The 23,703-nt window shown below is 66.4% G+C and carries 25 protein-coding genes; 4 read left to right on the top strand and 21 right to left on the bottom strand.

Features of this window, described 5'->3' with window-relative positions; translation table 11 throughout:
* Positions 1 to 98 precede the first annotated feature (98 nt).
* Together PMI12_RS28165 and PMI12_RS28160 are read right to left on the bottom strand one after the other, a co-directional pair.
* Positions 99 to 929, bottom strand: a complete 831-nt coding sequence (locus PMI12_RS28165; RefSeq protein ID WP_157632184.1) for an inositol monophosphatase family protein — start codon at positions 927 to 929, stop codon at positions 99 to 101.
* A 267-nt stretch (positions 930 to 1,196) separates the two neighbouring features.
* A complete protein-coding gene (locus PMI12_RS28160; protein ID WP_081502646.1) occupies positions 1,197 to 1,637 on the bottom strand; it encodes a helix-turn-helix domain-containing protein in 441 nt (146 codons plus the stop codon).
* A gap of 180 nt (positions 1,638 to 1,817) precedes the next feature.
* Here PMI12_RS28160 and PMI12_RS12125 point away from each other — a divergent pair, with 180 nt between their 5' ends.
* Positions 1,818 to 2,309 (top strand): shikimate kinase, encoded by a 492-nt coding sequence (locus PMI12_RS12125; protein WP_202801677.1) that lies wholly within the window; start codon positions 1,818 to 1,820, stop codon positions 2,307 to 2,309.
* A 312-nt stretch (positions 2,310 to 2,621) separates the two neighbouring features.
* Here PMI12_RS12125 and dmpG read toward each other — a convergent pair whose 3' ends face one another.
* The 7 genes from dmpG to PMI12_RS12090 form a co-directional block, all read right to left on the bottom strand.
* Positions 2,622 to 3,785 (bottom strand): 4-hydroxy-2-oxovalerate aldolase, encoded by a 1,164-nt coding sequence (gene dmpG, locus PMI12_RS12120; RefSeq protein WP_007832559.1) that lies wholly within the window; start codon positions 3,783 to 3,785, stop codon positions 2,622 to 2,624.
* Entirely contained in the window at positions 3,782 to 4,738 is a 957-nt protein-coding gene (locus PMI12_RS12115; RefSeq protein ID WP_007832557.1) for an acetaldehyde dehydrogenase (acetylating), read from the bottom strand. Before PMI12_RS12115 ends, dmpG begins: the two co-directional genes overlap by 4 nt.
* A gap of 13 nt (positions 4,739 to 4,751) precedes the next feature.
* The gene (locus tag PMI12_RS12110; RefSeq protein ID WP_007832555.1) at positions 4,752 to 5,006 is read right to left on the bottom strand and encodes a 2-hydroxymuconate tautomerase family protein; all 255 of its coding nucleotides are present in this window, start codon (positions 5,004 to 5,006) and stop codon (positions 4,752 to 4,754) included.
* 3 nt (positions 5,007 to 5,009) lie between these two features.
* The gene (locus PMI12_RS12105) at positions 5,010 to 5,777 is read right to left on the bottom strand and encodes a 2-keto-4-pentenoate hydratase (RefSeq protein ID WP_007832553.1); all 768 of its coding nucleotides are present in this window, start codon (positions 5,775 to 5,777) and stop codon (positions 5,010 to 5,012) included.
* Positions 5,774 to 6,589: a 2-keto-4-pentenoate hydratase gene (mhpD, locus tag PMI12_RS12100; protein ID WP_007832551.1), complete on the bottom strand. Its 816-nt coding sequence runs from the start codon at positions 6,587 to 6,589 to the stop codon at positions 5,774 to 5,776. Before mhpD ends, PMI12_RS12105 begins: the two co-directional genes overlap by 4 nt.
* An 85-nt stretch (positions 6,590 to 6,674) precedes the next feature.
* Positions 6,675 to 7,199, bottom strand: a complete 525-nt coding sequence (locus PMI12_RS12095) for a GlcG/HbpS family heme-binding protein (RefSeq protein WP_007832549.1) — start codon at positions 7,197 to 7,199, stop codon at positions 6,675 to 6,677.
* Positions 7,200 to 7,227: 28 nt separating this feature from the next.
* A complete protein-coding gene (locus PMI12_RS12090) occupies positions 7,228 to 8,205 on the bottom strand; it encodes a tripartite tricarboxylate transporter substrate binding protein (RefSeq protein WP_007832547.1) in 978 nt (325 codons plus the stop codon).
* Positions 8,206 to 8,294: 89 nt separating this feature from the next.
* On the opposite strand from PMI12_RS12090, the gene PMI12_RS12085 reads away from it, so the two are divergent.
* Positions 8,295 to 9,227 (top strand): LysR family transcriptional regulator, encoded by a 933-nt coding sequence (locus PMI12_RS12085; protein WP_007832545.1) that lies wholly within the window; start codon positions 8,295 to 8,297, stop codon positions 9,225 to 9,227.
* On the opposite strand, the gene PMI12_RS12080 is transcribed toward PMI12_RS12085, so the two are convergent.
* Positions 9,224 to 10,477, bottom strand: coding sequence for a porin (locus tag PMI12_RS12080; RefSeq protein WP_042673259.1), 1,254 nt, complete (start codon positions 10,475 to 10,477; stop codon positions 9,224 to 9,226). The genes PMI12_RS12085 and PMI12_RS12080 overlap by 4 nt on opposite strands.
* Before the next feature lie 252 nt (positions 10,478 to 10,729).
* Between PMI12_RS12080 and PMI12_RS12075 the strand changes: the two genes are divergently transcribed.
* Positions 10,730 to 11,776 carry a LacI family DNA-binding transcriptional regulator gene (locus PMI12_RS12075; RefSeq protein ID WP_007832542.1) on the top strand — a complete coding sequence of 349 codons (1,047 nt, stop codon included), beginning with the start codon at positions 10,730 to 10,732 and terminating at the stop codon, positions 11,774 to 11,776.
* Positions 11,777 to 11,797: 21 nt separating this feature from the next.
* Positions 11,798 to 12,763, top strand: coding sequence for a C-terminal binding protein (locus PMI12_RS12070; RefSeq protein WP_007832541.1), 966 nt, complete (start codon positions 11,798 to 11,800; stop codon positions 12,761 to 12,763).
* Positions 12,764 to 12,788: 25 nt separating this feature from the next.
* Here the strand turns inward: PMI12_RS12070 and PMI12_RS12065 are convergent, their stop codons facing one another.
* The 11 genes from PMI12_RS12065 to PMI12_RS12015 all read right to left on the bottom strand — a co-directional run bounded on the left by PMI12_RS12065 (position 12,789) and on the right by PMI12_RS12015 (position 23,651).
* Complete coding sequence (locus PMI12_RS12065; protein WP_042673268.1) at positions 12,789 to 13,775, bottom strand: phosphotransferase family protein; 987 nt, start codon at positions 13,773 to 13,775, stop codon at positions 12,789 to 12,791.
* A gap of 14 nt (positions 13,776 to 13,789) precedes the next feature.
* The gene (locus PMI12_RS12060; protein ID WP_007832539.1) at positions 13,790 to 14,917 is read right to left on the bottom strand and encodes an alcohol dehydrogenase catalytic domain-containing protein; all 1,128 of its coding nucleotides are present in this window, start codon (positions 14,915 to 14,917) and stop codon (positions 13,790 to 13,792) included.
* A gap of 21 nt (positions 14,918 to 14,938) precedes the next feature.
* Positions 14,939 to 16,162, bottom strand: coding sequence for an amino acid ABC transporter substrate-binding protein (locus tag PMI12_RS12055; protein WP_007832538.1), 1,224 nt, complete (start codon positions 16,160 to 16,162; stop codon positions 14,939 to 14,941).
* Between the two features lie 64 nt (positions 16,163 to 16,226).
* Positions 16,227 to 16,757, bottom strand: a complete 531-nt coding sequence (locus tag PMI12_RS12050) for a carboxymuconolactone decarboxylase family protein (RefSeq protein WP_007832537.1) — start codon at positions 16,755 to 16,757, stop codon at positions 16,227 to 16,229.
* 20 nt (positions 16,758 to 16,777) lie between these two features.
* Positions 16,778 to 17,785, bottom strand: coding sequence for a VOC family protein (locus tag PMI12_RS12045; protein WP_007832536.1), 1,008 nt, complete (start codon positions 17,783 to 17,785; stop codon positions 16,778 to 16,780).
* A 52-nt stretch (positions 17,786 to 17,837) separates the two neighbouring features.
* Positions 17,838 to 18,419, bottom strand: coding sequence for an NADPH-dependent FMN reductase (locus PMI12_RS12040; protein WP_007832535.1), 582 nt, complete (start codon positions 18,417 to 18,419; stop codon positions 17,838 to 17,840).
* A 37-nt stretch (positions 18,420 to 18,456) separates the two neighbouring features.
* Positions 18,457 to 19,749, bottom strand: coding sequence for a phosphopyruvate hydratase (gene eno, locus PMI12_RS12035; protein WP_007832533.1), 1,293 nt, complete (start codon positions 19,747 to 19,749; stop codon positions 18,457 to 18,459).
* Positions 19,742 to 20,353: a cupin domain-containing protein gene (locus tag PMI12_RS12030; protein ID WP_007832532.1), complete on the bottom strand. Its 612-nt coding sequence runs from the start codon at positions 20,351 to 20,353 to the stop codon at positions 19,742 to 19,744. The genes eno and PMI12_RS12030 overlap by 8 nt, the downstream gene beginning before the upstream one ends.
* The gene (locus PMI12_RS12025) at positions 20,343 to 21,050 is read right to left on the bottom strand and encodes an ABC transporter ATP-binding protein (protein ID WP_007832531.1); all 708 of its coding nucleotides are present in this window, start codon (positions 21,048 to 21,050) and stop codon (positions 20,343 to 20,345) included. Before PMI12_RS12025 ends, PMI12_RS12030 begins: the two co-directional genes overlap by 11 nt.
* Positions 21,040 to 22,812 carry a branched-chain amino acid ABC transporter ATP-binding protein/permease gene (locus tag PMI12_RS12020; RefSeq protein ID WP_007832520.1) on the bottom strand — a complete coding sequence of 591 codons (1,773 nt, stop codon included), beginning with the start codon at positions 22,810 to 22,812 and terminating at the stop codon, positions 21,040 to 21,042. Before PMI12_RS12020 ends, PMI12_RS12025 begins: the two co-directional genes overlap by 11 nt.
* Positions 22,803 to 23,651: a branched-chain amino acid ABC transporter permease gene (locus tag PMI12_RS12015; protein ID WP_007832516.1), complete on the bottom strand. Its 849-nt coding sequence runs from the start codon at positions 23,649 to 23,651 to the stop codon at positions 22,803 to 22,805. The genes PMI12_RS12020 and PMI12_RS12015 overlap by 10 nt, the downstream gene beginning before the upstream one ends.
* Positions 23,652 to 23,703 lie beyond the last annotated feature (52 nt).

Here is a 23,703-nt window from a genome sequence, read left to right as displayed (position 1 = left end):
AACCTCTTGACGCTTCACAGCTAGCGGCCTCGGAGCGCTCGCAGTTAACGAAGGCGAGGTGGTTGAACCGGGAATCGCAGTGATTTGTCCGGTGATCGTCACTCCGACAATAGCGCTTCGCGAAGGGACAACCATGTCTGATGGTCCGGGGCACACAACAGGCCACCGGTCATCCGATTCGCTCGATACGGTTCCCCGTCAAAATGGGCGCTATACCCTCCGGCCTCCTGGTGCAGAAGCCAACCAGCTGCGTGATCCCACGGCATGAGCTTGTTGTAAAAGAGGAAATGACAATGACCAGATGCGGCGAGCACGTATTCATGCGCAGCACAGCGAAACCAATTGGTCGTACCGACTTTGGAGAGGTTCGAGTTCACACGCGACCGCAGTGGCTCTGGCAAGAAGTTCGTGCCGGCAATGCCCTCCATTTCCGAGAGTGGGACCGATCCGGCGACCTGCAGCGCTCTGAGGCTCCCCCCGGGGTCGACGAGTGTTGCCCCATTCCCAAGCACCGCATGGGCGGTAACTCCTCCTACTGGATCATGGATCACGCCGGCAATGACTTTGCCGTTTGACACGGCCGCAATCATCAGTCCGAAAAGTGGGACGCCGGCGGAAAAATTGCGCGTTCCATCCAGTGGATCGATGACGAAAGCTAGAGGGGCGGAGCCCAGCGCGCCAAACAATCCCGGCTCCTTCTCAACAGACTCCTCGCCTACGAATGCAGCGCCTCCGAACCGTTGACTTAGACAAGCGATGATCGCGTCTTCAGCGGCTTCGTCGGCTTCTGTCACCACGTCAAATGCGGAGGATTTGCGACGAGTGTCAACAGAGGATAGCCGTCTGAATCTTGGCATGATCTCGCTCTTACCAGTTTCGACAAGTACGTCGGCAATGAAGTCGATATCGCTTTTGGTGATTTCAGGCATGAGTCGGAGCTTAACTGCATGCGTGTTTCCCCATTCAGAGCCCTTTGGGTTTCCGGTGGGGTCGTCATGAAGACCTGGTTGACCTCTGCCAGCGTCTTTTCTGAACTCATCGCCCGAGGCGGACAAGAGCGCGCGGACGGGTGACCCGATGTAAGCAAGGTCGATAAATGCGAGTGGGCCCAGATCTACGGCCACTGAATGCAAATCTGCTGATGGGCTATTGGGTCGCGCCGGTTCAAATCCTGCCGCCCTATTCTTGCTGCAGCGCTATCGCGTGGTAAGGCGCTCCGCAATTTCGCGTGCGCCGAAGTCCCGCACCGCCGCAAGACTTTCGAGTTGTGCGGCCCGCGGCCGAGCCTTGCCCTGTTCCCAGTGATAGATCGTCTGCCCCGAAACGCCCACCAGCTGCCCATAGCTCGCCGCAGAAAGTCCAAGCCTTGCGCGATGTGCCGCTAACCTGGCTGCGCTGAATCGGCGCTTCGTGCCTGCTGTCGCTTCATTGTCCGAAGCAGGCGCTGCTGCGGTGCGTGCTGCTACCTTCGCAAGACGACGCAGCTCCTTCTCGAGCGCATTCAATTGGCGACGCAGTTCGGCAATCGATGAGCGATACGCGACAGATGCTTTCTTGAGCGTTTCGATCTCGGTTCGCACTTCTTTGCGAGCAACGCGGGAGATCTCGGCTTTGAGTATCGAGGCGATATTTGGCATAGGCACATTGTGCCGTTTCATTGCAGCGCCGCCGCTCTGCCAGGTACGATGACACGCATTGGCCAAGACCGGTCCTTCGTCCCGCCCGGTAAAATCCGGCTACAGGCTGACCTTCAAGTATTGCTGCAAACGTTTCATCGCCCCCAGCAGAACCCAAAGGAAAGGCTCCACGTTTGACACATGAGATGCCATGAAGCTTGTTTTCATCTATGGCCCCCCGCCTCTGGCAAGCTGACGATTGCGAAAGAGCTTAGCCGAATCACCGGTTTGCCAGTTTTCCACAATCACCTGATTGTCGATGCCGTAGCCTCGGTGTTTCCTTTCGGCACGGATCAATTCGTCAGGCTGCGGGAGCAAATGTGGCTTGACGTGATGCGTGAGGCAGCCGCGGCCCAACGCTCCTTGAGCTTCACTTTTGCACCAGAACCTACGGTCGCCGCGGGTTTTCACAATCGGGTCACAGATGTTGTAAAGGCCGTCGGCGGCAGCACCATATTTGTTCAGCTGCGTACTCCTTTCGCGGAGCTGGAAAAGCGCATCATGGCGACAAGCCGGGCAGAGTTCGGGAAGCTCCAATCTCTAACCCTCCTGCGAGAGTTACGGGCCGACCTTGAAGCCGCCGAGCGCGCAATGCCGCCAGGGCAAGTGGTAATCGATACCTCTGTTCTTTAGCCACCGGCTGCCGCACGCGAAATCGTTGGGGCGCTCGCCTTGCCTCCCCGTCTCAAGCCATCGTGCGAGCATCGTGCTCATCGGAATTGATTCCTTCTTCGGCTCGAAGCAATTCCGACAGAAACGTCTACACAATCAACGAATGCGCCGATGTGAGAACTACCGATACAAGGCAAGGCTCACCGCGTGCTTACGGCGTTCGGTCGAACTTGTTGGCAATATCCAACAACAGGCATTCGACCGACCACCGTTTCTGGGCACTGCGGCAAGGTCAGCAGCCCTCCCAGAGTTGCCTTTCAGTACGCAAAATTGCTAGTGTCCGGATGACCCCATCGCGGCGAAAGTTCGAGGTATCCGCCCGACGAAGTCATCCTTGGTCTCGTGAGGCTGAGATGGGAGCGCGCCGCTCTTGGTGGACTGCTCCCTGCAATCCTCCTCCACTGCATGCACACGCTCGTGTCCGAACCGCCGAAGCAGGTCGAGCGCCACATCCACGATCATGTCCTCCTGGCCGCCTACCATCTTGCGCGCGCCCAGTTCGACCAGGATGTCGACGGTCTTGAGGCCGTACTTCTTCGCGGCCGCTTCGGCATGGCGCAGGAAGCTTGAATACACGCCCGCATAGCCCAACGCCAGCGTCTCGCGGTCCACACGCACCGGGCGGTCCTGCAGCGGGCGCACCAGGTCGTCGGCCGCGTCCATCAGCTTGTAGAGATCGGTGCCGTGGCGCCAGCCCTGGCGCTCGGCCGCCGCGATGAACACCTCGAGCGGCGCGTTGCCGGCACCGGCGCCCATGCCGGCCAGGCTGGCGTCGATGCGGTCGCAGCCTTCTTCCACTGCAACGATGGAGTTTGCCACGCCAAGGCTCAGGTTGTGGTGTGCATGGATGCCGGTCTGCGTATCGGGTCTCAGCACCTCCTTGAACGCGCGGAACCGGTCCCGCACGTCGTCCATGCCCAGCGCGCCGCCGGAGTCGACCACGTAAACGCAGCTAGCGCCGTAGCTTTCCATCACGAGCGCCTGTTCGGCCAGCTTCCTCGGCGTGGTCATGTGGCTCATCATCAGGAAGCCGACCGGGTCCATGCCGAGCTCGCGGGCGTATTCCAGATGCTGGCGCGACACGTCGGCCTCGGTGCAGTGAGTTGCGACGCGCACGATGCGCGCGCCCGCATCGTAGGCATTGCGTAGGTCGTGCGTGGTGCCGATGCCGGGCAACAGCAGGGTGGCGACCTTGGCGGTCTTCACCGTTTCGGCCACGGCTGCGATCCATTCGACATCCGTATGCGCACCGAAGCCGTAGTTGAAACTGGAGCCTTCCAGCCCGTCGCCGTGCGCGACTTCGATGCTGTCGACGCCAGCGGCGTCCAGTGCCGCGGAGATGGCCTTGACGTTGGCGATGCTGTACTGGTGGCGCACGGCGTGGCTGCCGTCGCGCAGGGTGACGTCGCTGATGTAGAGCTTCTTTCCGGCGGTCATGCGAACTCCTTCAGGCCGCGGGCAATGCCGCTGGCGATGCGTCGTTGTGCCATCAGGTCCGCACACGCGAGCGCGGCCGAGGTCATGATGTCGAGGTTTCCGGCGTAGGCCGGCAGGTAGTGCGCGGCGCCTTCGACCTCGAGGTACACCGAGGTCTTGAGCCCGTGGCGCAACCCGAGCCTGGGCACGTTGAGCGGCCGGTCGGCTGGGATCATGTCGAACTGCACGCGCTGCTTCAGGCGGTAGCCAGGCACGTAGGCCTGCACACTCGCCACCATCTGCGCGATGCTGGCTTCCACCGCCGCCTGGTCGGCCGCTTCGGACAGCACGAACACCGTGTCGCGCATGATCAGCGGCGGCTCCGCCGGGTTCAGCACGATGATCGCCTTGCCGCGCTCCGCGCCGCCGAGCTTCTCGATCGCGGCCCGGGTGGTTTCGGTGAACTCGTCGATGTTGGCGCGCGTGCCGGGGCCGGCGCTCTTGCTCGATATCGATGCCACGATCTCGGCATAGTGCACCCTGGCCACGCGCGATACGGCGGCCACCATCGGAATGGTCGCCTGCCCGCCGCAGGTCACCATGTTCATGTTGCTGGCGTTCTCGGCGTCGAGGTTGATCGCGGGGATCACGTAGGGGCCGATGGCAGCAGGTGTCAGGTCGATGACCTGCACGCCATGGGCCTGCAGCACCTCGTTGTGATGCGCGTGGGCACCGGCCGAAGTGGCGTCGAACACGATGTCGATGTCGCGGAACACGCCGAGCCGAACCAGCCCTTCGATGCCCTCCGCCGTGGTGGCAATGCCTAGGCGCTCGGCGCGGGCCAGGCCATCGGACTTCGGGTCGACCCCGACCATCGCACCCATCTCGAGGTGCTTGCTGTTGCGCATGACCTTGATCATCAGGTCGGTGCCGATGTTGCCCGGCCCGATGATGGCGACCTTCAGTTTGTTCATCACGTGGCTTCTTTCAGTTGGCGAGCAGCTTGGCCGTCGCGTCGGCGACCTGTACATTGGGTGATTCGGAGGCGGCTTCCGCCTGGATGTCGGACACGAGGCGCCCCCCGCGTCCCCAGTGGCCCGATGGGTACTCGTGCAGAAGAACCCGTACCGCGTCGATCGGCATCTCGAGGCTCTCCGCCATGGCCCGCGAAACGCTCTCTATCAGCCGGCGCTTCTTCTCGGGGCTGCGCCCCTCGATGATCTTGATCAAGGCAATGGGCACGGTTCACTCCCCGACGTGGAAGCCGGCGCTTCCGAGGCGCTCCATCTCGATCGAGATGTACTGGCCCGGCTTCACCCATTCGGCGGGCGTGGCGCCGCCCGCCATCACCACCCAGCCGGCCTGCAGCGGCTCGCCGGCTGCCGCCGAGAGGCGTGCCGCGGCGACCAGCGAGCGCAGCGGGTGGCCCAGGATGGCGGCGGTGGAACCGACCTGCACCACGCGCCCGTCGACGCTCATCGTCAGGCCCAGGTTGCTGAAATCCTGGTGCGGGTCGCTCCAGGCGCCGATCACGTAGCCGCTCGACGAGGCGTTGTCCGCAATCACGTCGGGCGGGCTGAACTTGAAGTCCTGGTAGCGCGAGTCGATGATCTCGAGCGCCGGCGCCACGGCTTCGACCGCGGCGAGCGCCTCGGCCGCGGTGACCTCGCCGGCCAGCGGCTTCTTCAGCACGAAGGCCAGCTCCGGTTCGACACGCGGATGCACGAAGCGCGCGAACTTCACCGGCGTGCCCTCCTCCACCTGCATGCCACTCGACAGGCGCCCCCAGATCACGTCGTTGATGCCCATCTGGACCATCTTGGCGCGGCTCGTGAAACCCATCTTCACGCCGACGCGGCGCTCGCCCCGTGCCACGCGAAGCTCCATGGATGCCGACTGGATCGCATAAGCTTCGGCCAGCGAGAGCTCGCCCTTCGGATCGATCTGCGGCACGGCCCTGCCATGGCGGGCCGCGTCGTCCAGCAGATGCGCGAATTCGTGTACCTGGCTCATTGGGATTCCTTCGCGGTGGCAGCGACTTCGAACACGGCCTTGAGGCTTCCGAGGCCGTTGATGCGGGTTTCGAACACGTCACCGGGTACGGCCGCCACCATCGGGCCGAGCGCGCCCGACAGCACTAGGTCGCCGGCGCGCAGCGGCTGGCCGAGCGCGGCCATGGTGCGGGCCAGCCAGGCCACCGCATTGATCGGATGGCCCAGGCATGCCGCACCTGCACCCACCGACACCGGCTCGCCGCGCCGGGTCATGACCATGCCGCACAGCCGGAGATCGATCTCTCTCAGAAGCCGCGGAGATCCGCCCAGGACGAAGGCGCCGGAGGATGCGTTGTCGGCGACCGTGTCGACGAACCGAATGTCCCAGCCCGCGATGCGGCTGCCCACGATCTCGATGGCCGGAAGGACATGGTCCACGGCCTTGATCACGTCGGCGTGCCCGGGGTTGGCCATGTCGAGGTCCCGGCCGAGCACGAAAGCAATTTCCGCCTCGACCTTCGGCTGATGAAGCCGCTGCATGGGAATCGGCTCTGCGTCGCCGAAGCTCATGTCATCGAACAGCACGCCGAAATCGGGCTGGTCGACGCCAAGCTGCGCCTGGACGGCGCGTGCCGTGAGGCCGATCTTGCAGCCGACCACGCGGCGGCCTTCAACCAGTTTGCGCTCGGTGTTCATCCGCTGGATGGCGTAGGCGTCGGCCGCATCGAGGCCGGCATAGGTGGCTCTCAAGGGTGGAATGAAGTGCCCGGTCTGGGCGGCGCGCCAGAGCGCGTCGGCCGCTTCGGCCAGCACCGCGGATTGGGAAGGCATGGGTTCTCCGTTGCCCGCACGCGGCGGGCCGTTAGATATCTGGTGAAAAAACTGCGCGGGCAGGCTCGGCAGCCCCGCACGCTGCTCAGAGGGCGCGATCCTTCAGGCCGACCTTGCTGTAGATCTCGTTCACGTGCTTCTTCACGCTCTCGGGTGTCGTGTCATCGACCGGCATGTGGGCCCAGCCCACCTTCGCGCGGGCATGCTGGCCGATCTCCTCGTCCTGGTCGCCCGTCGCACCGCTGATGCCGTAGGCGCCGACCATCTCGTTGCCCTTGAACACGGGCGCGCAGCCGCCCGAGGCGACCACCTGGCCGTTGGTGAAGACCGAGGCGTTGACCAGCATCTGCGGGTTGCGCTCCTTGAACCACTGCTGAATGACCAGGCCGTCGCTGAAACGCGGGCTCATCGAGCGGAAGGCGGCCACGGTGAACGCCTTGGCGCGGGCCGTGTCGGGGGTGATGAAGCCCGCGTCGTCCATGCGCTCGAGCGCGATCAGGTGGCCCTCGGGCCCGACGATGGCGACGGAGATGGGCACTCCCATTTCCGCGGCTTTCTCGGTCACCGCGGCGATGAAGTCGCGGCACTCGCTGGCATGCAGTTTGGACATGTGGCTATTCCTTTGAAAAATTCTGTTTTCACTCGGGCTTGATGCCCGTCTGCTGGATGAACTTCGACCATCGCGCGCCCTCGGCCTGCAGAAAGCGGGACAGTTCCCCGTCGCTGGTCTTCAGGACGTCGATGGCCTGGGCCTTGTAAATCGCCTGGATCTCGCTCGAATCGAGCGCCGCATGGGCCGCGGTGCGCAGCGCGGCGATCACGTCGGCGGGCGTGCGTGCCGGTGCCATCAAGCCCATCCACACCGAGGTGTCGAAGCCCTTCAAGCCCAGCTCGTCGAGCGTGTGCAGTTCCGGCGCAATCGAGGTCCGGCGCGGGCTGGTGACGGCCAGCGCCACCAGCTTGTTCGCGCGCACGTGCGGCAGCACCGTGGAGGCTGGCGCGAACATGAGCTGCACCTGGCCGCCGAGCAGGTCGGTCACCGCGGGCGTGCTTCCCTTGTAGGGCACATGAACCATCGTGATGCCGGCCATGCGTGCGAACAGTTCGCCCGACAGGTGCGGCGAAGTGCCGACGCCCGACGAGGCAAAGGACAACGCGCCGGGCCTGGCCTTGGCGAGCGCGATGAGTTCGGCCACGCTCGACACCTTGAGCGAGGGATGCACCACCAGCACATTGGGCACGTTCCCGATCAGCGTGATGGGCTTGAAGTCCTTCAGCGGATCCACCGCATTGGCGACGGGGAACGCGGCGTTGATGACGTTGGCGATCGTGATCGCGAACACGGTGTAGCCATCGGGCGGCGCCGTGGCCACGGCCTTGGCGGCGATGTTGCTGCCGGCGCCAGGCCGGTTGTCCACGATGAAGGGCTGGCCCATGCGCTTGCCCATCTGATCCGCGACGGCGCGCACCGCCACGTCGGTTGCCGTGCCGGGCGGAAAGCCCACCAGCACCTTGATGGGTGCGCTCGGGTAGGCAGGCTGCGCAACGCTCCATGAGGGCAAGGCGGCGTCAGCGAGCGCCGGCACGGAGGCAAGGAGGAGTTCACGGCGTTTCATGTCTCGGTTCTTTCTGTGTTGGAGTGATTAGAAGACGCGCGTGGCTATGATTCAATCGAGACTTTCCAATCGAATGATTGGCTCCGCTCATGAATGTGACTCTCCGCCAGCTCCGGGCTTTCGTGCTGGTCGCGCGGCTCGGCAACTTCACCCGTGCCGCCCAGGCCATGCACCTCACGCAGTCGGCCCTGAGCCTGCTGGTGCGCGAACTTGAAAGCGCGATCGAGACCCGCCTGTTCGACCGCACCACGCGTACCGTGGCTCTGACCGCGGCGGGCAGCGACTTCTTCCCGCGCGCGGAACGCATCCTGGCCGAGCTCGAATCGGCCATTGCGGGCGTCGACAAACTCGTGGCGCGGGAACGCGGGCGCGTCGTGGTGGCGGCGCCGCTGGTGCTGTCCAGCACCTACCTTCCGCCGATCCTGGCCGCCTTCGGCGCGCAATACCCCGGCATCGAGGTCGTGCTCCAGGACACGCTGCCCAACCAGGTGCTGCCGCTGGTGCGCAGCGGTGCGGCCGACGTCGGCATTGGCACTTTCGCATCGGATGAAGCCGACATCCAGCGCACCCTGCTCTTCTCCGAAGCCATGGCAGCCGCGTTCCCGGCCGCGCATGCGTTCAGCCGATTGAAGAAACTGAGCTGGGCGGACCTTGCGCAGGAGCCGGTGCTTGCATTGAGCCGCGGCAGCGTGTTCCGCGACCTCACCGAAGCGGGCTTCGCAGCCGCCGGGTTGATGCTGAAGCCCGCACGGGAGGCCAACTATGCGGGCTCGCTCATCGGCATGGTGGACGCCGGGCTGGGCGTCGCGGTTCTTCCCGGCTATGCCGTGAAGCTGGCCGACCCCGCGCGGATCGGCTGGCGCCGCTTGGAGAACCCTTCGATCGATCGCGAGGTTTCGCTCGTGCGGCGCGCTGGCGTTTCGCTCTCCCACGCGGCGCAAGGCTTCGTCGACTTCATCGTTGCGGCGCCCGGAGCACAGCAACTCGCGCCGGCCAGGCCGCGCCGGCGCAAGCTGACCTAGAACGCGTGGCGGATACCCAGGTCGTATCCGGTCGATGTTCGCGGTGCAAACACACCCGTGGCGATGAACGCCGGACCGCCCACCGTCAATGCCGCGCCATTCTTGTTGCTGATGCGCGCGACCGTGGCATACAGCGCGGTGCGCTTGGACAGGTTGTGCACGTAGCTGAGGCTGAGCTTGCCGGCTTTGGGGTCAGGCACCGGCACCAAGGCCGTGGGCGCCGCATCCGTGTCGTAGCTGACGCGTGAATAGGCGGCGCGAATGAGGCCTGGGCCCACGGGGGCGGTCGCGCCGATCAGGTAGCCCTTGAGGTTGGTATCGGGCAAAGGCAATAACGGCGCGGCGGCGTAGTCGCGCGTCTTGCTCACGCGGGACAGTTCGCCGAACAACTTGACGACGCCGAAGTCGTACGAAGCGCCCAGGTTGACCGTCTTCACGTTGTCGGTCGTGCCCGCGAAATAGTCGTCGCCCGCCGTGCTGCTGCCATAGGCGAGCGCGATGTCCAAGGGGCCGTTGAGATAGCCGACGCGGCCTCCCACGTAGCGGCCGGCGCGGCTGCTTGCGACCGCGCCAGCGTTCACCTGGCCGGTGAGCGGATTCACGCCCGGCGGCGTGGCGGTTCCCGGGTCGTAGCTGTTGTTCTCATGCAGCGCGTACATGAACTGGCCATAGAACCCGCCCAGATTGGGAGGCAGGAAGTAGCCGATCGAGTTGCTGGCGCGCAGGTAGTTGGCATTGCCGCCAAAACCGCCGGCACCGCCCGTGGGATTGAAAAGGCTGGCCGCGGAGATCAGGTTCGCCCCGACGCCCACTGCGGCAAAGGGATCGAACACGGTGTCGTTCCAGAAGGTGGGCGTGAAGTCGCGCCCGAGGCGGATCTCGCCGAAGCCACCCATGAGGCTCACCGTGGCACGCCGGCTGAAGTTCGCAAGCCCGGTTGCGCCGTCGTCGTTGGTGATGGGGCTTTCGAGCCAGAAGCCCGCTGCGAGCCCGCCGCCAAGGTCCTCGGTGCCCCGGAAGCCCAGGCGGCTGTTGTTGTAGGCCGAGTTCGCGAGCGCGGTCCGGCTCACGGTGCGGGAGCCCTGGTTGACGTAGAACGGCGATGCCGGTGTCGCGGAATTCCGGTCCTCCGACTTGGTCGCGTAGTGGCTGATCGACGCGTCGACGACGCCGAAGATGGTCACGGACGACTGGGCGCATGCGGCGCCGGCCGAGCCAAGGGCGAGCAGGCCGAGCAAGGCGCTTTTCAATTCGCCGCGATGGCGTACATGGGGGTTGGGGTTCACGTTGTCTCCAGTTTTTTGGTGCGATCCAGGCGAGGTAACCGGAAGGTGGATCAGTCCGATCCGGCGCTGAAATGCATCGTGTCTCTGTTATGCTATCGTTAGCATAAATTCTAGAGAGCATTCAGCCTGAGAGTCAACGCCTATATGATTGATTTCTTGGTCTTTAAGTGCTATCGTTAGTGCAATTCGCGCACTGCTCGCGCATATAGTTCGCACATGGTCACGATCAAAGACATTGCCCGGCGCCTCGAGGTCTCCGCTTCCACCGTGGGCCGGGCCCTCTCCGACGACCCGCGCATCAGCACCGCCATGAAGCAAAAGGTGGCCGAAGTCGCGAACGAGCTCGGCTATGTGGCCAACCGCGCGGCGCGAATGATGCGCGGAGCCTCCAGCAACCTCGTGGGCCTGGTCGTTCCGGACATCCGCAACAGCTTCTACTCGACCATCGCGCATGCGCTGTCCAAATGCCTGGAGAGCGCGGACCTGCAACTCACGCTGTCCGAGACGGACGACGACCGCCTGGTCGAGCTGCGCCATATCCGCGAGCTCACCAGCGTCAACGTGGCCGGCATCATCATCGTGCCGACCGCTCGGCCGCATCCGGAGTCGGTGCGGCTGCTCAAGATGACGCCGCGCATCCAGCTGCTGCGCCGGCATGCGGCGCTGGGCGAGCACTGGTTCGGCATCGATGACGCGCAGGCACTGCTCCAGGCCACCCGCCACTTGGTCGAACTCGGCCATCAGCGCATTGCCTACATCGGCGGCACCACCGACCTGCCCACCGGCGCCGCGCGGTTGCAAGGCTTTCACAACGCCCTCGCCGGCAGCAAGGCGGCCACGCATGCGCGCGAGGAACTCGGCGCACCCGCGTCCACGGACTTCGGCCGCGATGCGATCCGCCGCCTGCTCGCGCTGCGCACCCCGCCCACGGCGGTGGTCCTGGGTTCGGTCCAGAACACCCAGGGCGTGCTGGAGGAGCTGCTGGCCAGCGGCGTGCGCGTGCCCGAGCAGCTGTCCGTCGTCGGCTTCGGCGACGAACTGGGCTTCCGCTGGTGGGGCCCCGGACTCACGACCGTGAGCCTGCCGGTCTCCGAGCTGGCCACTGCCTGCGGACTCTGGTTCATCCACCAGCTGAAGCAAAAACCTGAAAGCGCGACCCCCTACAGCGCCGTCTCGCCGCCCACGCTCGTGGTGCGGGGCAGCACCCGCGCGCTGGAAACGGCCAGCGCCAAGCGCGGCCAGGCCCGTCTGCTCGGCGACTAGGCACTTCACCCTCACCTCACAATGAACCACACCGTCCTGCTCACCGACTACGCCTGGCCCGACGACAGCATCGAGCGAAACACCATCGAAGCCGCCGGCATGCGCCTTGTGAGCGGCCCGGCCACGCCATTGGCCGCGGACGGCATCGAGGCGCTGGCGCGCGAGCACCAGCCGTCGGCCATCCTGACCTGCTGGGCACCCGTGTCGGCGGCCGCCATCGCCGCCGCACCCGGACTCCAGATCGTCGCCCGCCTTGGCGTGGGGCTCGACAACATCGCGGTCGATGCCGCAAGCGCACGGGGCATCTGGGTCACCAACGTGCCGGACTATTGCGTGGAAGAGGTGTCCGACCACGCGGTCGGCTTCGCACTCGCATGGACGCGCGGCCTGGTCCGCTTCGACCGCGAAGTGCGCGCCGGCCGCTGGGATCCCGCCACGGCCAGACTGCGCCGCCTTGCCGAGCTCACCTGCGGCATCGTCGGTTTCGGGCGCATCGGCCGCGCGACGGCGCGCAAGCTTGGCGCCTTCGGCTGCCAGGTGCTGGCCCACGATCCGCACTTTTCCGGCGAGGCCGAAGGTGTCCGGAGCATGGCGCTCGACGCTCTCTTCTCTGAAAGCGACATCGTGATCGTGCATGCGCCGCTGACAGCAACAACGCGGCACCTGGTCAACCGCGAGCGGCTCGCGCGGATGCCGCACGGCGGCCTTCTCATCAACGTGAGCCGCGGCGGCGTCGTCGATACGGATGCCGTGATCGAGGCCCTCGGCAGCGGCCGGTTGTCCGGTGCCGCGCTCGACGTTCTCGAGTCGGAACCCGAGGTTCCCGCTGAGCTCAGGAACCATCCCGGCGCGATGCTCACGCCCCATGTGGCGTTCTCGTCGGATGCGTCGCTGGTCGAGCTGCGCCGACGCGCGGCCGAGGAAGTGGTGCGGGTGCTGCAGGGCGTTGCACCACAGCAGCCACGCAACGCCGGACCGCAACGATAGGCTTGCGGCCCGGCGCAGGCCGGGTTCAGCGAACCGCTGCCTTGCCCCAGTCGCGTGCGATGGACGAGAGCTGGCCGGCGGGACGCAGCACCAGCGGAATGGCGAATGCGCGTACTGCATCGCGTTGGGCCTCTTCATTCACGTACTCGACCGGCGACTTGCCGTCGATGCGGGCCAGCAGCAGCGCGGGCAGCAATCGGGCGGCGCGTTCTTCCAGCTCCGCCCGCGGCTCCCAGTTCGCCTGCGCGAAGTAGGCATCGGCCAGCGCCGCGAAAGCCGCGAGCAGGGTTTCGCGCCGGTCCGGACGTGCGAGGCACTTCAGCAGGAGATGGTTCAGGCAAAAAGCCAGGTCGAAGGCCGGATCTCCATACCACGCGCACTCCGCGTCGAGCAGCACGGGCCCGCGGGGCCCGATCAGGATGTTCTTCGGACTCACGTCGCCGTGCACCAGTGCGATCTGCAGCCCGGCTGTGCGCTCCACCAGGTCCATCAACGCAGCGCCCAACACCGGATGGCGCTGCGCCGTGGCGGCGAAGTAGGGTTCGAGACGCAGCGCCCGGAAGTTGTCCGTGGTGTCGAATGCGGCGGCGAGTTCGGCCCTTCCCACGCTGGCCGCGTGCAACTCGCCGAGGACGCGACCGACCGCTTGCGCCGTGTGCGCCGAGACCTCGCCGGCCATCAGCCGCTCTTTCCACACCGGATGCTCCTCGGGCGCGAGGAAGGACATGGCGAAGAGCCCTGCCTCGGGATCATGGGCGAGCGGGCGCGGCGCATGGTCGGGCGCGTGGCATGCCGCGAACTGCAGCCATGCCCACTCATAGGCGTTGCGCGACACCGGAGCTTGCCAATCCGCGGACACCTTGAGCCTGGCCAGCGCACGCTTGATGCACATCGACCGGCCCGGGAGATCGACGCGCCAGATATCGGAGGACACGCCCCCCGCGAGCGGATGCCAATGTGCCGGCTCCTGCGCACTGGCCAATCCCTGCGACACCAGGAAAGCGCCGAGCATGGATTCCGTGCCGTTCACGCCGCGTCCACGGCCTGGGGCAGCACGACGTAGTTGCTGAAGCCGCCGTCGCGGTCCTTCAGGCCGGAGATCGCCTCGTTCACGCGCGAAAGCGGGAAGGCGCGATGTTCCAGGTACGACAGGTCGAGCGTGCCGGTGCGAACCATCTCCGCCATCTCCTGGCCCTGCGCCGTCGTGAACCAGTTCGATCCGATCAGCTGGATCTGCTCGTCCATCAGCCACTTCACGTCGATCGGCAGGTCTTCCGCCACGCCGCCCACGTTGACCACCTTGCCGCCGCGGCGCACGCCCCTCATCGAGTCGAGCATGGTGGCCGCGGGCGCCTTCGCGCCCAGTGCGCTGATGGCGAAGTCGGCGCCCTCCCCGGCCGTGAGCGACTTGGCCCATTCGCCGGTGGAGCCCTCGCCAAGCCGCATCACCTGGATGCGGTCGGGCGCCAGCGCCTTGATCCTGGCGAGCAGCCGTTCGTCGCGCCCGGTACCCAGGATCTGCGACAGGCCCATGGCTAGGCCGAGCATCGTGGCCGCGACACCCAGCGTGCCCGTGATGCCGTCGATGAGCGCGACCTGGCCGGGGCCGGCGCCGGCATTCTTCAGGGCGCCATAGGACGTGCCCAGATAGCCGAAACGCCCCGCCTGCTCGAAGCTCAGGTTGTCCGGCAGGTTGACGATCGCGTACTCCGGCGCCGTCATGTATTGGCTGAAGCCGCCGTACGGATACAGGTCGAAGATGCGCTGGCCATCGCGGCTCGTGCTGAAGTAGCCGTTGAGCGTGAAGTAGCGGCAATGGCTGCGCTGGCCCGCGCGGCACGCCCTGCAGGAGCCGCAGGAACGCAGCGGGCTCACATAGACGCGGTCGCCCGGCTTGGCATTGATCACGGCCTCGCCGACCTCCTCGACGACGCCCACGGCATCCAGCCCGAAGATGGCCGGAAAACGCGGCAAGGGCTGGTGCGGAAACCAGGTCGGCCAGTTGTTGATGACGTTGGCCATGTTGGGCACGATGCCGCATGCCATCACCTTCACCAGCAGGTCGCTGGGGCGTGGCTTGGGAACCGGGATCGTGTCGAGCGACATCGGCGTGCCGAGCGCGTGCAGCCGGGCTGCGGTCATTGTTCTGCTCATGAAAACCTCTTCTTGAAAAACTTAAGGGGCGACGAATGCCCCACCCGACGGACGAAACTTCGGCGGCCACACGGTGACCCACTTGCCGTTCTGGGCCTGCTTGATCTTGGTGTCGGCGGCGCCGCTGTTGAACTTGCCGTCGAAGCGGCGCGTCCCCAGCACGGTGTCGACCGGATTGGCGCGCAGCCATGCGGCCATGGCCTTGTCGTCGAGGCGGCCGACGCCCTTAGCCGCGGCTTCCAGGATCTGCCAGGCCGCGAATTCCGCCGCGGCCTGGTAGTCGACGTGCGGCCACGAGAGGCCCGCGGCCTTCACGCGCTCGTTGTAGGCGGCAACGAACTCGGCCGCGCCGGCGTTCTGCGTGAAGGGCGCATGGTCTTCGAACCACGTGAGCGTGGTCAGGCCGCTTGCCTGCGGGTTCGACACGGTCGGCCCCGGCGCGGGAAACAGATGGAACTGGCGCGCGGGCTGGTAGTCGATGCGCTTCATGGCATCGAGCAGCTGCGCCGCCTCCAGGCCGACCGCGCCGGACCACAGCAGGTCCGGCGCGGCATCCTTGATGCGCGCGGCAATGCCGCCGAAGTCGCGCGTACCAAATTCGTACTCGAGCGACAGCACGGTCTTCAGGCCCCGCTTGGCCGCGATCTCCTGCCCGCCCTTGGCCAGGTCGAGCGCCGAGGGAAACTTGCTGGTGACGAAGGCGATGGTCTTCGGCGGCGTGGCGGTGCTCGCGTAGGCATCGAGCAGCACCTCGGTATCGGCCAGACGCGGCTCCGGCCCCAGCGGGAGTGCCGGAAACTGCATCTCGTAGGGCGCCAGGCTCGGGTCGCCGAGGCTGCTCTGGATGAACAGCTTGTTGAAGCGCTGCGCCACGCCCATCGCCGCGATGATCGAGCTGGTGCCATACGGTCCCATCAGCAGGTCGAGCTTTTCCCGCGTGATGAGGCGTTCGTACAAGGTGCGCGCGTTGCCCGGCTGCGACTGGTCGTCCAGCAGCGTGAGCTCCACCTTGCGGCCCAGCAGTCCACCGCGCTTGTTCAGCGCATCGACGAAGACCTCGGCCGCAACCTTGTGGATGGCGCCCACCGGCGCCAGGGGTCCGGTGAGCGGCAGCGTGCCGCCCACCCGAATCGGCTCTGCGCCGCCTCCACCCTGCGCGCGCGCAGGCAGCCCGTAGGCCAGCATCAGCGTGCCGGCCGCGGCAAGAAGGGTTCGGCGCTGTCGTTGAAATCTGGTGATGCTCATCGTTGTCTCCTGGAATTTCAGATGACCGGCTGGACGGCGCCGGCCGGGCGTGCGGCGGCTGTTGTCAGCGGTATCCGTCCTCGAGCTCGATGGCCAGAGCACCCATGATGCGAACGCCGGAGTTGTACCAACCGATCGTGAGCACCAGTTCGACCAGCTCGCGCTCCGACAGGAAGGCGGCGGCCTTGCGCCACGTGGGTTCGCTCACGTCGACCTTCAGCGTCGACTCGCGCGCCAGCGCCATAACGGCGCGCTCCTCGTCGTCGAAGAGCGCAGAGCCTTCGAAGTCGGGCACGGCCTTGAGCTGCTCCGCGCTGACGCCCGCCTTGAGCCCATGCGACTGGTGATGCGCGATCTCGTACGCCGACCCGGTGCAATGGCCCACGGTGAGGATCGCCAGTTCGCGAAGCTTGGGGCTCAGCTGGGAGCCGCGCAATGTGTTGGCGTAGGAAATGAAACCGTCCAGCGCCCCCGGCGCGTTCGCCAGCGCCCGGAAGATGTTGGCGGTGGGCACCTTGCGTTCGCGTTCCAGCCTGTCGAACAGGGCTGGGTCGGCGTCGGTGTCCGAACGTTGGAGATATCTGACTCGTGCCATGGCAGTGACCTTTCTCGTCTTTATTTCTGCATGGAGAGCGCCAGCGCGTAGCTCTCCAGCGTTTGGGGATTGGGTTTCTCGGCCGGCTCGATGAGCGCGGCCCCGGCGAAGGCGGTGGCCTCGAAGTACCAGCGCGCGGGGGCGGGAATCCCCCAGCGCACATTGGTGCTCAGCGAGGCCGCCTCCCACCGGACGGGTTCGATCTCGATGTCGATCGTCTGGTAGTGGCTGTTGAACAGCTCCACGCGATGACCATCGGGGTCGCGCAGATAGACGAACAGCATCCCGCCCGGCCCGTGGCGGCCGGGGCCGCGCTCCACCGATGCGGCGTAGCCATGGTTGCCCGCCAGGTCGCAAGCGGTGAAGATGTTGTGCGACTCCGAGACGGTGTAGGCGAAGTGGTGCAGGCGGGGGCCCTGGCCCTGCACGATCGCCAGGTCCAGGCAGGTGCCCTTGCGGTACATGAACGCACCCAGCAGCTTGTCGCCATGGGCGATGTACTCGGAGTTGCGAAAGCCCAGCCGGCTGTAGAACTCGCACAGTGCGTAGGTGTCCGGTGCCAGCAGCTGGTAGTGGTCGAGGCGCTGCGCATGGGCGCCGGTGAAGCTCTCGAACTTCAGGTACATGCGCGGCAGCGTCTCCATCTGCGCGCAGAGTTCGATCTTTGTGCCGATCGGGTCCTCCACGTGGAGCGTGCGCCCTTGATGCGGAACATCGACCCATTCGGCCGCGAGCCCTTCGGACTTGAAGAACGCGTAGGCGCTGTCGAGGTCTTCCTCGAAGAAAACGCGAAAGCCGATCCGCTTGCAGGTCTGTTCGCCGCCCTGCGACTGAACCAGCACCAGGCTGTGATGGCAGGCCTCGGCCAGGCCGCGCAGGTAGCAGACGCCTTCGCCTTCCTCCGAGATGACGAGCCCGACGATGTTGACGTAGAAGTCGCGGCTCCTTGCGAGATCGGCGACATGGAGCACGACGTGGCTGGCACGCGTGATGTTGAACGGCGGACGAAGATTGACGGCGGGCAGCATGAGGAACCTCGCGGAGGGTTGAATTGAGAGGGAAAAGACTTGCCGCTCAGCTCTAGGCTGGCTGCGCCACCGAAGTTCGGGCCGCGCGAAGCAAGCCGATCTCGGCGATCAGGTCATTGATGGCTTCGAGCGCGAAGGCCAGGCTCGTGGCGTCTGCCAGGCGCCCGTCTTCAATCTTTGCGTTGACACCCGCGATGACGACCTGGGGCCTGGAGATCACGCGCGACAAGGTGCCGCCGAGCGTGTCGCGCAACTGGGCTTGCGCGCGCACGCCACCGGTGAATGCCGGCGAGCTGGTCATCAACAGCACCGGCTTGCCCTTCAGCGGGGAAGCGAACGCCGGCCGCGATGCCCAGTCGAGTGCGTTCTTCAGGACGCCGGGCATGCCAAAGTTGTATTCGGGCGAGCACAGCACGACGCCGTCGCTCGAATCGATGGTCGCCTTGAACGCCCGCACGGCATCGGGAAGATCCGGGCCGTCGAGGTCCTGGTTGTACGAGGGAATGCCGTCGAGCGGCAGCAGCGCCATCTCCACGCCCGCAGGCAGCGATGCCTGGAGCGTGCGGAGAATGGCCGTGTTGCTGGATGCTTTTCGCAGGCTTCCGGAAATGCCTGCCAGCCTGATCGTGTTCATTGGAGATGGCTTCCTTTGTGGGATGTGGCGCGCGGTGTCATTGCGCGCGATTTCGAAACGGCAACGCTGACCACCCGCTGAACAGGGCGTCGCGGCCGAGCGACTCTTCGATGCGAAGGACCTCGTTCCACTTCGCCATGCGCTCCGAGCGGGAGAACGAACCCACCTTGAGCTGGCCCGCGTCCCAGCCGACGGCCAGATGCGCGATGGTCACGTCCTCGGTCTCGCCCGAGCGCGCCGAAACGATGGTTCCAAAGCCCGCCTGCTTGCCGGCCACCAGCGCCGCATGCGTCTCGCTGACGGTGCCGGCCTGGTTGGGCTTGATGAGCACCGCGGTTGTGCAGCCATCGGCGGCGGAAGCCTCCACGCGCGCCGCGTTCGTCACCAGAAAATCGTCGCCGATGACCTGGCAGCGGCCGCCGTAGGCTGCGGTGAACTGGCGAAAGCCTGCCGCATCGTCTTCGGCCAGCGGATCTTCGATCGACAGGATCGGGTAGGCGTCGATCCAACGGCCGAGCATCGCGATCATCTCGCCGGTGTCGAGGCTGCGGTCTTCCAGCGCGAGCGTGTAGCGGCCGCCCCGGCCGAATTCGGAGGCCGCGATGTCGAGCGAGATGCCGACCTGCTCGCCCGCGCGCAGGCCCGCATCGGCGATGGCCTGCATCAGCATGTCGAGTGCCTGTTCGTTCGAATCGAAGGCCGGCCAGTGGCCGCCCTCGTCGGCGACGCCTTGAAGCTTGCCTTGCTTCTTCATCAACGCGCCGGCGGCAAGGTAGATCTCCGCCGTCCATTCGAGCGCTTCGCTGAAGCTGCTGGCCGCCGGGCACATCACCATGAAGTCCTGCACGTCGACGCGCCGCGCGGCATGCGCCCCGCCGCCGAAGATCTGCACTTCGGGCAGCGGCATGCGCACCGGGCGCTCGCCGGCGAGATGGCGCCACAGAGGCTGCCCCGTGGCCGCGGCCGCGGCGTGCAGCACCGCCATCGAGGTGGCCACGATCGCGTTGCCGCCCAGGCGGCTGCGATTCGGCGTGCCGTCGAGCGCCACCATGCGTGCGTCAATGGCGGCCTGGTCGCGCGCATCGAGACCTTCGATCGAAGCCGCGATCTCGCGCATCGCTCCGAGCGCCCTCGCCACATCCAGTCCGCCGAAGCGGGGGCCGCCGTCGCGCAACTCGAGCGCCTCGCCGCTGCCTGTGGAGGCACCGGCGGGCGCAATGGCGCGCGCCACGGTGCCGCAGGCCAGGGTGACCTCGGCCTCCACCGTCGGCCGTCCGCGTGAATCCCACACGCGCCGCCCGTGCAGTTGCGTGATCCTTGTGTCAGTCATGTGTGCTTCCTGTGTCAAATGGCGTGTCGTTGCGTGCCGCGGCCGAAGCGCCGATCAGCACGAAGGCGAGCGTCGCCGGACGCTCGCTCTTGTTGCGCCATGCGTGGCGGGTGCCGTGCTGCACCACCACGTCATGGCGCTGCAGATGCGTCGAGCGCCCCTCGTCGAGCTCGATCCAGATCTCGCCGTCGAGCACGATGGCGTAGTCCACGGTCGGGGTCGCGTGCATGCCATCGGGCTCGAAGCACTCGGCCAACCCTGGGCTGACGGCCAGGTTTTCCGCGGCCGCGGCCACGGGATCGAAGTCCCGCGCCGCGAACACGCAGTCGGGCGGAAACGTGACGATCAGGAAGCGCGTCGCACCCGCTGCAGGAACGAAGCCGGCAACGACCGGCGTCGGATCCATGCCATCGAAAGGCAGAGCGGGCACCGGCGCGCTCGCCCACACCAGGCGCGACACCATGCCCGGAATGTGCTGGAAGGCGTGGGAACGCGGCACGCGGGTGTCGAGCGCCACTTCGGACGCGCCCGTCCTGTCGTGGCCGGTGACGACGCGGCGGATGGCGAGCGGTGCGCCCTCGCCCGATGAGAAATCAGACGCCAAGATAAGCCTCCCGGATGCGAGGGTTGCCCAGCAGCGTGTCCGGTTTTCCCGAAGCCACGATCCGGCCTTGCTCGATGACATAGGCGTGAAGCGCCATCTCGAGGGCCTTGTGGATGTTCTGCTCGACCAGCAGCACGGCCACGCCGCGCTCGTTGATCGTCCGGATGATCCGGAACATGTCCTCGACCACGGCCGGCGAAAGGCCGAGCGAAGGCTCGTCCATCAGCAGCAGCCGAGGACGTGACATCAGCGCGCGGCCGATGGCCACCATCTGCTGCTGGCCGCCGGACATCGAGCCCGCGATCTGGTGGCGGCGTTCGCTCAAAATCGGAAAAAGCGAGAACACCCTTTCGAGCGAGCCTTCGCCCGAGCCGCGCGCATCGGCGCGCCAGCTGCCGAGCTGGAGGTTGTCGAGCACGGTCATGTGCGTGAACAGGCGCCGCCCTTCCGGAACGATGGCGATGCCGTGCTCGCACACGCGATGGCTCGGGACCTTCGCGATGTCCGTGCCGTCGATGCGTATCTGGCCCTCGCGCGCACGCAGGATGCCCGCGATGGTGTTGATCAGCGTGCTCTTGCCCGCACCATTGGGCCCGACCACGGCCACGATCTGGCCGGCGGCAACGTCGAGCGATACTTCCCAGAGCGCGGGCGCGTCGCCATGGGAGACGTGGAGGTTTCGTACTTCAAGCAGCATGGGCGGTCCCCAGGTAGGCGCCCACGACGCGCGGGTCCTGCATCGTTTCGCGCGGAAGCCCGAGGGCGAGCAAGGTGCCCTGGTCGAGCACCGCGATGCGATCGGCAAGCGCGACCACCGCCCGCATCAGGTGCTCGACGAAGACGATGGTGGTGCCGCCCGCCCTGATCTTGCGGATCATCGCGATGGCGTGGTCGACTTCGGTCGGCGTCAATCCGCACAGCACCTCGTCCAGCAACAGGAGGCGCGGCCGCGCTGCCAGGGCGCGCGCGAGTTCGACGAACTTGCGCTCATGCAGGTTGAGTGCCGGCGGCAGCACGTCCGCCTTCGCTTCGAGGCCGGTGAACGCGAGCCAGCGAAGTGCCAGCGCATCAGGGCTCTCGCCGGCCGCGTCCTGCGCGCCGCCGAAGAAGGCGCACAGACGCACGTTCTCCAGCACCGTGAGGTGATCGAAGAGGCGCGGGATCTGGTAGGTGCGCGCGATGCCGCGGCGTGCCACCTCGTGCGGCGCCAGGCCGTCGATGGAAGCGCCCCGCAGCTCGATGCTGCCGGAGCTGAGCGGAAAGTGCCCGCTGATCATGTTGATCAGGGTCGACTTGCCGGAGCCGTTCGGTCCGACGAGCGCGAGGATCTCGCCTTCCTCGACCTGCAGGTCGACGCCCTGCAGCGCGCGAATGCCGCCGAAGGACTTCGCGACCGCGCGGCATGTCAGCAAGGGCCGCACGGCGGCGGCATGGACGGCCGGCGGCTTCATCACGACGACATTGCCCGGCTCGCTCGCGTTGACAGGTGCGGGTGCGGCGCCAGCGCTCTTGCGCCGGGCGAAGCTGCCGAACAGGCTGGGCGCGATGCCCTCGGGCAGGACCAGGATCACGACCACGAGTGCGAGCGCCACACCGGCACGGCCGAGCTCGGCGTGCCCGCCGCCGACGAAGAGGCTCAGCGCCGCCGTGATCATTGCCGCGCCGATGGCCGGTCCTGCCCAGTGGCGTGCGCCACCCAGGATGCTCATGAGCACGACGTACAGCGGCACCGTGATCGAGAAGGTCTCGCCCACGGTGACATAGCCCACGTAGGCCGCCTGGATCGCACCGGCCGCACCGGCAATCGCCGAAGAGATGGCGAAGGCGACGAGCTTGTAGTGCAGGGTCGGCACGCCTTTGACTTCTGCCACGTCCTCGTCGTCATGGATGGCCAGCAAGCCGGCGCCCAGGCGCGAGCGGAGGATCTTGCGCGAGACCGCCAGGGCGGCCAGGGCCAGCACGAGCCCCAGCAGGTAGATCGCCCCCGGCACCGTGGTGCCGAGCCGGGGAATCGAGACGTTGCTCAGGTAGACCCCGCCACCGCCGTCGATCGGCGTATTGGAGATCACGGCCGCCAGCACGTAGGTCACGGAGAGCGTGAGCAGTGCGAAGAACTCGGCGCGCAGCGTGTTGATGCGAAACACCACCCACCCGATGCCGAGTGCGAGCGCCGCTGCGATCCCCGCTGCAGCCGGAATGGTCAGCAGGAAGGGCACGCCCCATTTGCCGGCGAGCGTGGCCGTGGTGTAGGCGCCGGCACCGAAGAACGCCGCGTGGCCGAAACTCCAGTAGCCCGAGTAGCCGCTCAGGATGCCCCAGCTGGTGGCCAGCGCAATCCAGAAGAAGATGACGTAGAGGTACGAGAGGTAGAAGTCGGCAACGCCTGCAAAGGGCAGCGCGATCAGGACGGCCACGGCCGACGCCGCCGCTGCGCGTGCGTGTCGTGGGATCAGAGCCATCTGGGCCTCCACAGCAGCAGGACGATCAGGATCGAGAAGGCCACCAGCGGCGCCCAGGCGGGGTTGACCGCCGCCATGGTCACCGACTCGGAAACGCCGATCAGGCAGCCGGCCGCCAGCGCACCGAGCGGGCGCGCGAGCCCGCCGATGATCACCACCGCAAACACGACGCCGATCCACGCTTCGATCTGCGAAGGCGCGAGCGTCGAGGTCAGCGCGATGAACACACCCGCGACGCCGGCCGAGGCGGCGCACAGGCCGGCCAGCAAGTACGAAAGACGCTTGGCATGGATGCCGAAGGCCGCTGCGATCGGGCCATCGTGCGCAGCTGCGCGCAGCGCCTTGCCCAGCAGGGTCCGGTTCAGCCCGGCCCACGCCGCGACCGCGAGGAGCGCCGCGCAAGCGAAGGCGGCGAGTTCCAGCACCGGCACGAACAGCGGCCCGATCCGCAGCGACGCTTGCGCATAGCCGGACTCGAACTTGCGGTAGTCCGCGGACCAGAGCCACTGGATCAGCGACTCGATCAGGATGGTGATGCCGAAGGTGACCAGCATCGACGCGAACTCGCTGACCTGGAAGCGCACGAACAGCGCGTGCAAGGCAATGCCGGCGACGAAGAACGCAGGCACCACGACCAGCGCCGACAGCCACGGCGCGATGCCGAACTGCGTTCCGAGCTGATAGGTGAGATAGGCGCCAAGGAAGGCCAGGGCGAAGTGGCTCAGGTTCACCAGGCGCAGCAAACCCCAGCTCACGCTGAGACCGAGTGCGAGCAGCCCGTAGATGCCGCCGAGCAGCAAGCCTCCGATGGCCGATTGGGCGAGCAAGGTCGCGCTCATGGCGAACTCCTTGTGCCAGGCCGCGCAAGCGGTGCGGATTCGATCATGAAGT

Source organism: Variovorax sp. CF313 (genome assembly GCF_000282635.1).
In the GTDB taxonomy this organism is placed as follows: Bacteria; Pseudomonadota; Gammaproteobacteria; order Burkholderiales; family Burkholderiaceae_C; genus Variovorax.
This window is presented reverse-complemented; position numbering and strand designations above follow the sequence as displayed.

Coding starts and splice junctions, on each gene's coding strand:
- PMI12_RS28165 (WP_157632184.1), bottom strand. CDS start 929: ATGCCTGAAATCACCAAAAGCGATATCGACTTCATTGCCGACGTACTT.
- PMI12_RS28160 (WP_081502646.1), bottom strand. CDS start 1,637: ATGCCAAATATCGCCTCGATACTCAAAGCCGAGATCTCCCGCGTTGCT.
- PMI12_RS12125 (WP_202801677.1), top strand. CDS start 1,818: ATGAGATGCCATGAAGCTTGTTTTCATCTATGGCCCCCCGCCTCTGGC.
- dmpG (WP_007832559.1), bottom strand. CDS start 3,785: ATGACCGCCGGAAAGAAGCTCTACATCAGCGACGTCACCCTGCGCGAC.
- PMI12_RS12115 (WP_007832557.1), bottom strand. CDS start 4,738: ATGAACAAACTGAAGGTCGCCATCATCGGGCCGGGCAACATCGGCACC.
- PMI12_RS12105 (WP_007832553.1), bottom strand. CDS start 5,777: ATGAGCCAGGTACACGAATTCGCGCATCTGCTGGACGACGCGGCCCGC.
- mhpD (WP_007832551.1), bottom strand. CDS start 6,589: ATGCCTTCCCAATCCGCGGTGCTGGCCGAAGCGGCCGACGCGCTCTGG.
- PMI12_RS12095 (WP_007832549.1), bottom strand. CDS start 7,199: ATGTCCAAACTGCATGCCAGCGAGTGCCGCGACTTCATCGCCGCGGTG.
- PMI12_RS12090 (WP_007832547.1), bottom strand. CDS start 8,205: ATGAAACGCCGTGAACTCCTCCTTGCCTCCGTGCCGGCGCTCGCTGAC.
- PMI12_RS12085 (WP_007832545.1), top strand. CDS start 8,295: ATGAATGTGACTCTCCGCCAGCTCCGGGCTTTCGTGCTGGTCGCGCGG.
- PMI12_RS12075 (WP_007832542.1), top strand. CDS start 10,730: ATGGTCACGATCAAAGACATTGCCCGGCGCCTCGAGGTCTCCGCTTCC.
- PMI12_RS12070 (WP_007832541.1), top strand. CDS start 11,798: ATGAACCACACCGTCCTGCTCACCGACTACGCCTGGCCCGACGACAGC.
- PMI12_RS12065 (WP_042673268.1), bottom strand. CDS start 13,775: ATGCTCGGCGCTTTCCTGGTGTCGCAGGGATTGGCCAGTGCGCAGGAG.
- PMI12_RS12060 (WP_007832539.1), bottom strand. CDS start 14,917: ATGAGCAGAACAATGACCGCAGCCCGGCTGCACGCGCTCGGCACGCCG.
- PMI12_RS12055 (WP_007832538.1), bottom strand. CDS start 16,162: ATGAGCATCACCAGATTTCAACGACAGCGCCGAACCCTTCTTGCCGCG.
- PMI12_RS12050 (WP_007832537.1), bottom strand. CDS start 16,757: ATGGCACGAGTCAGATATCTCCAACGTTCGGACACCGACGCCGACCCA.
- PMI12_RS12045 (WP_007832536.1), bottom strand. CDS start 17,785: ATGCTGCCCGCCGTCAATCTTCGTCCGCCGTTCAACATCACGCGTGCC.
- PMI12_RS12040 (WP_007832535.1), bottom strand. CDS start 18,419: ATGAACACGATCAGGCTGGCAGGCATTTCCGGAAGCCTGCGAAAAGCA.
- eno (WP_007832533.1), bottom strand. CDS start 19,749: ATGACTGACACAAGGATCACGCAACTGCACGGGCGGCGCGTGTGGGAT.
- PMI12_RS12025 (WP_007832531.1), bottom strand. CDS start 21,050: ATGCTGCTTGAAGTACGAAACCTCCACGTCTCCCATGGCGACGCGCCC.
- PMI12_RS12020 (WP_007832520.1), bottom strand. CDS start 22,812: ATGGCTCTGATCCCACGACACGCACGCGCAGCGGCGGCGTCGGCCGTG.
- PMI12_RS12015 (WP_007832516.1), bottom strand. CDS start 23,651: ATGAGCGCGACCTTGCTCGCCCAATCGGCCATCGGAGGCTTGCTGCTC.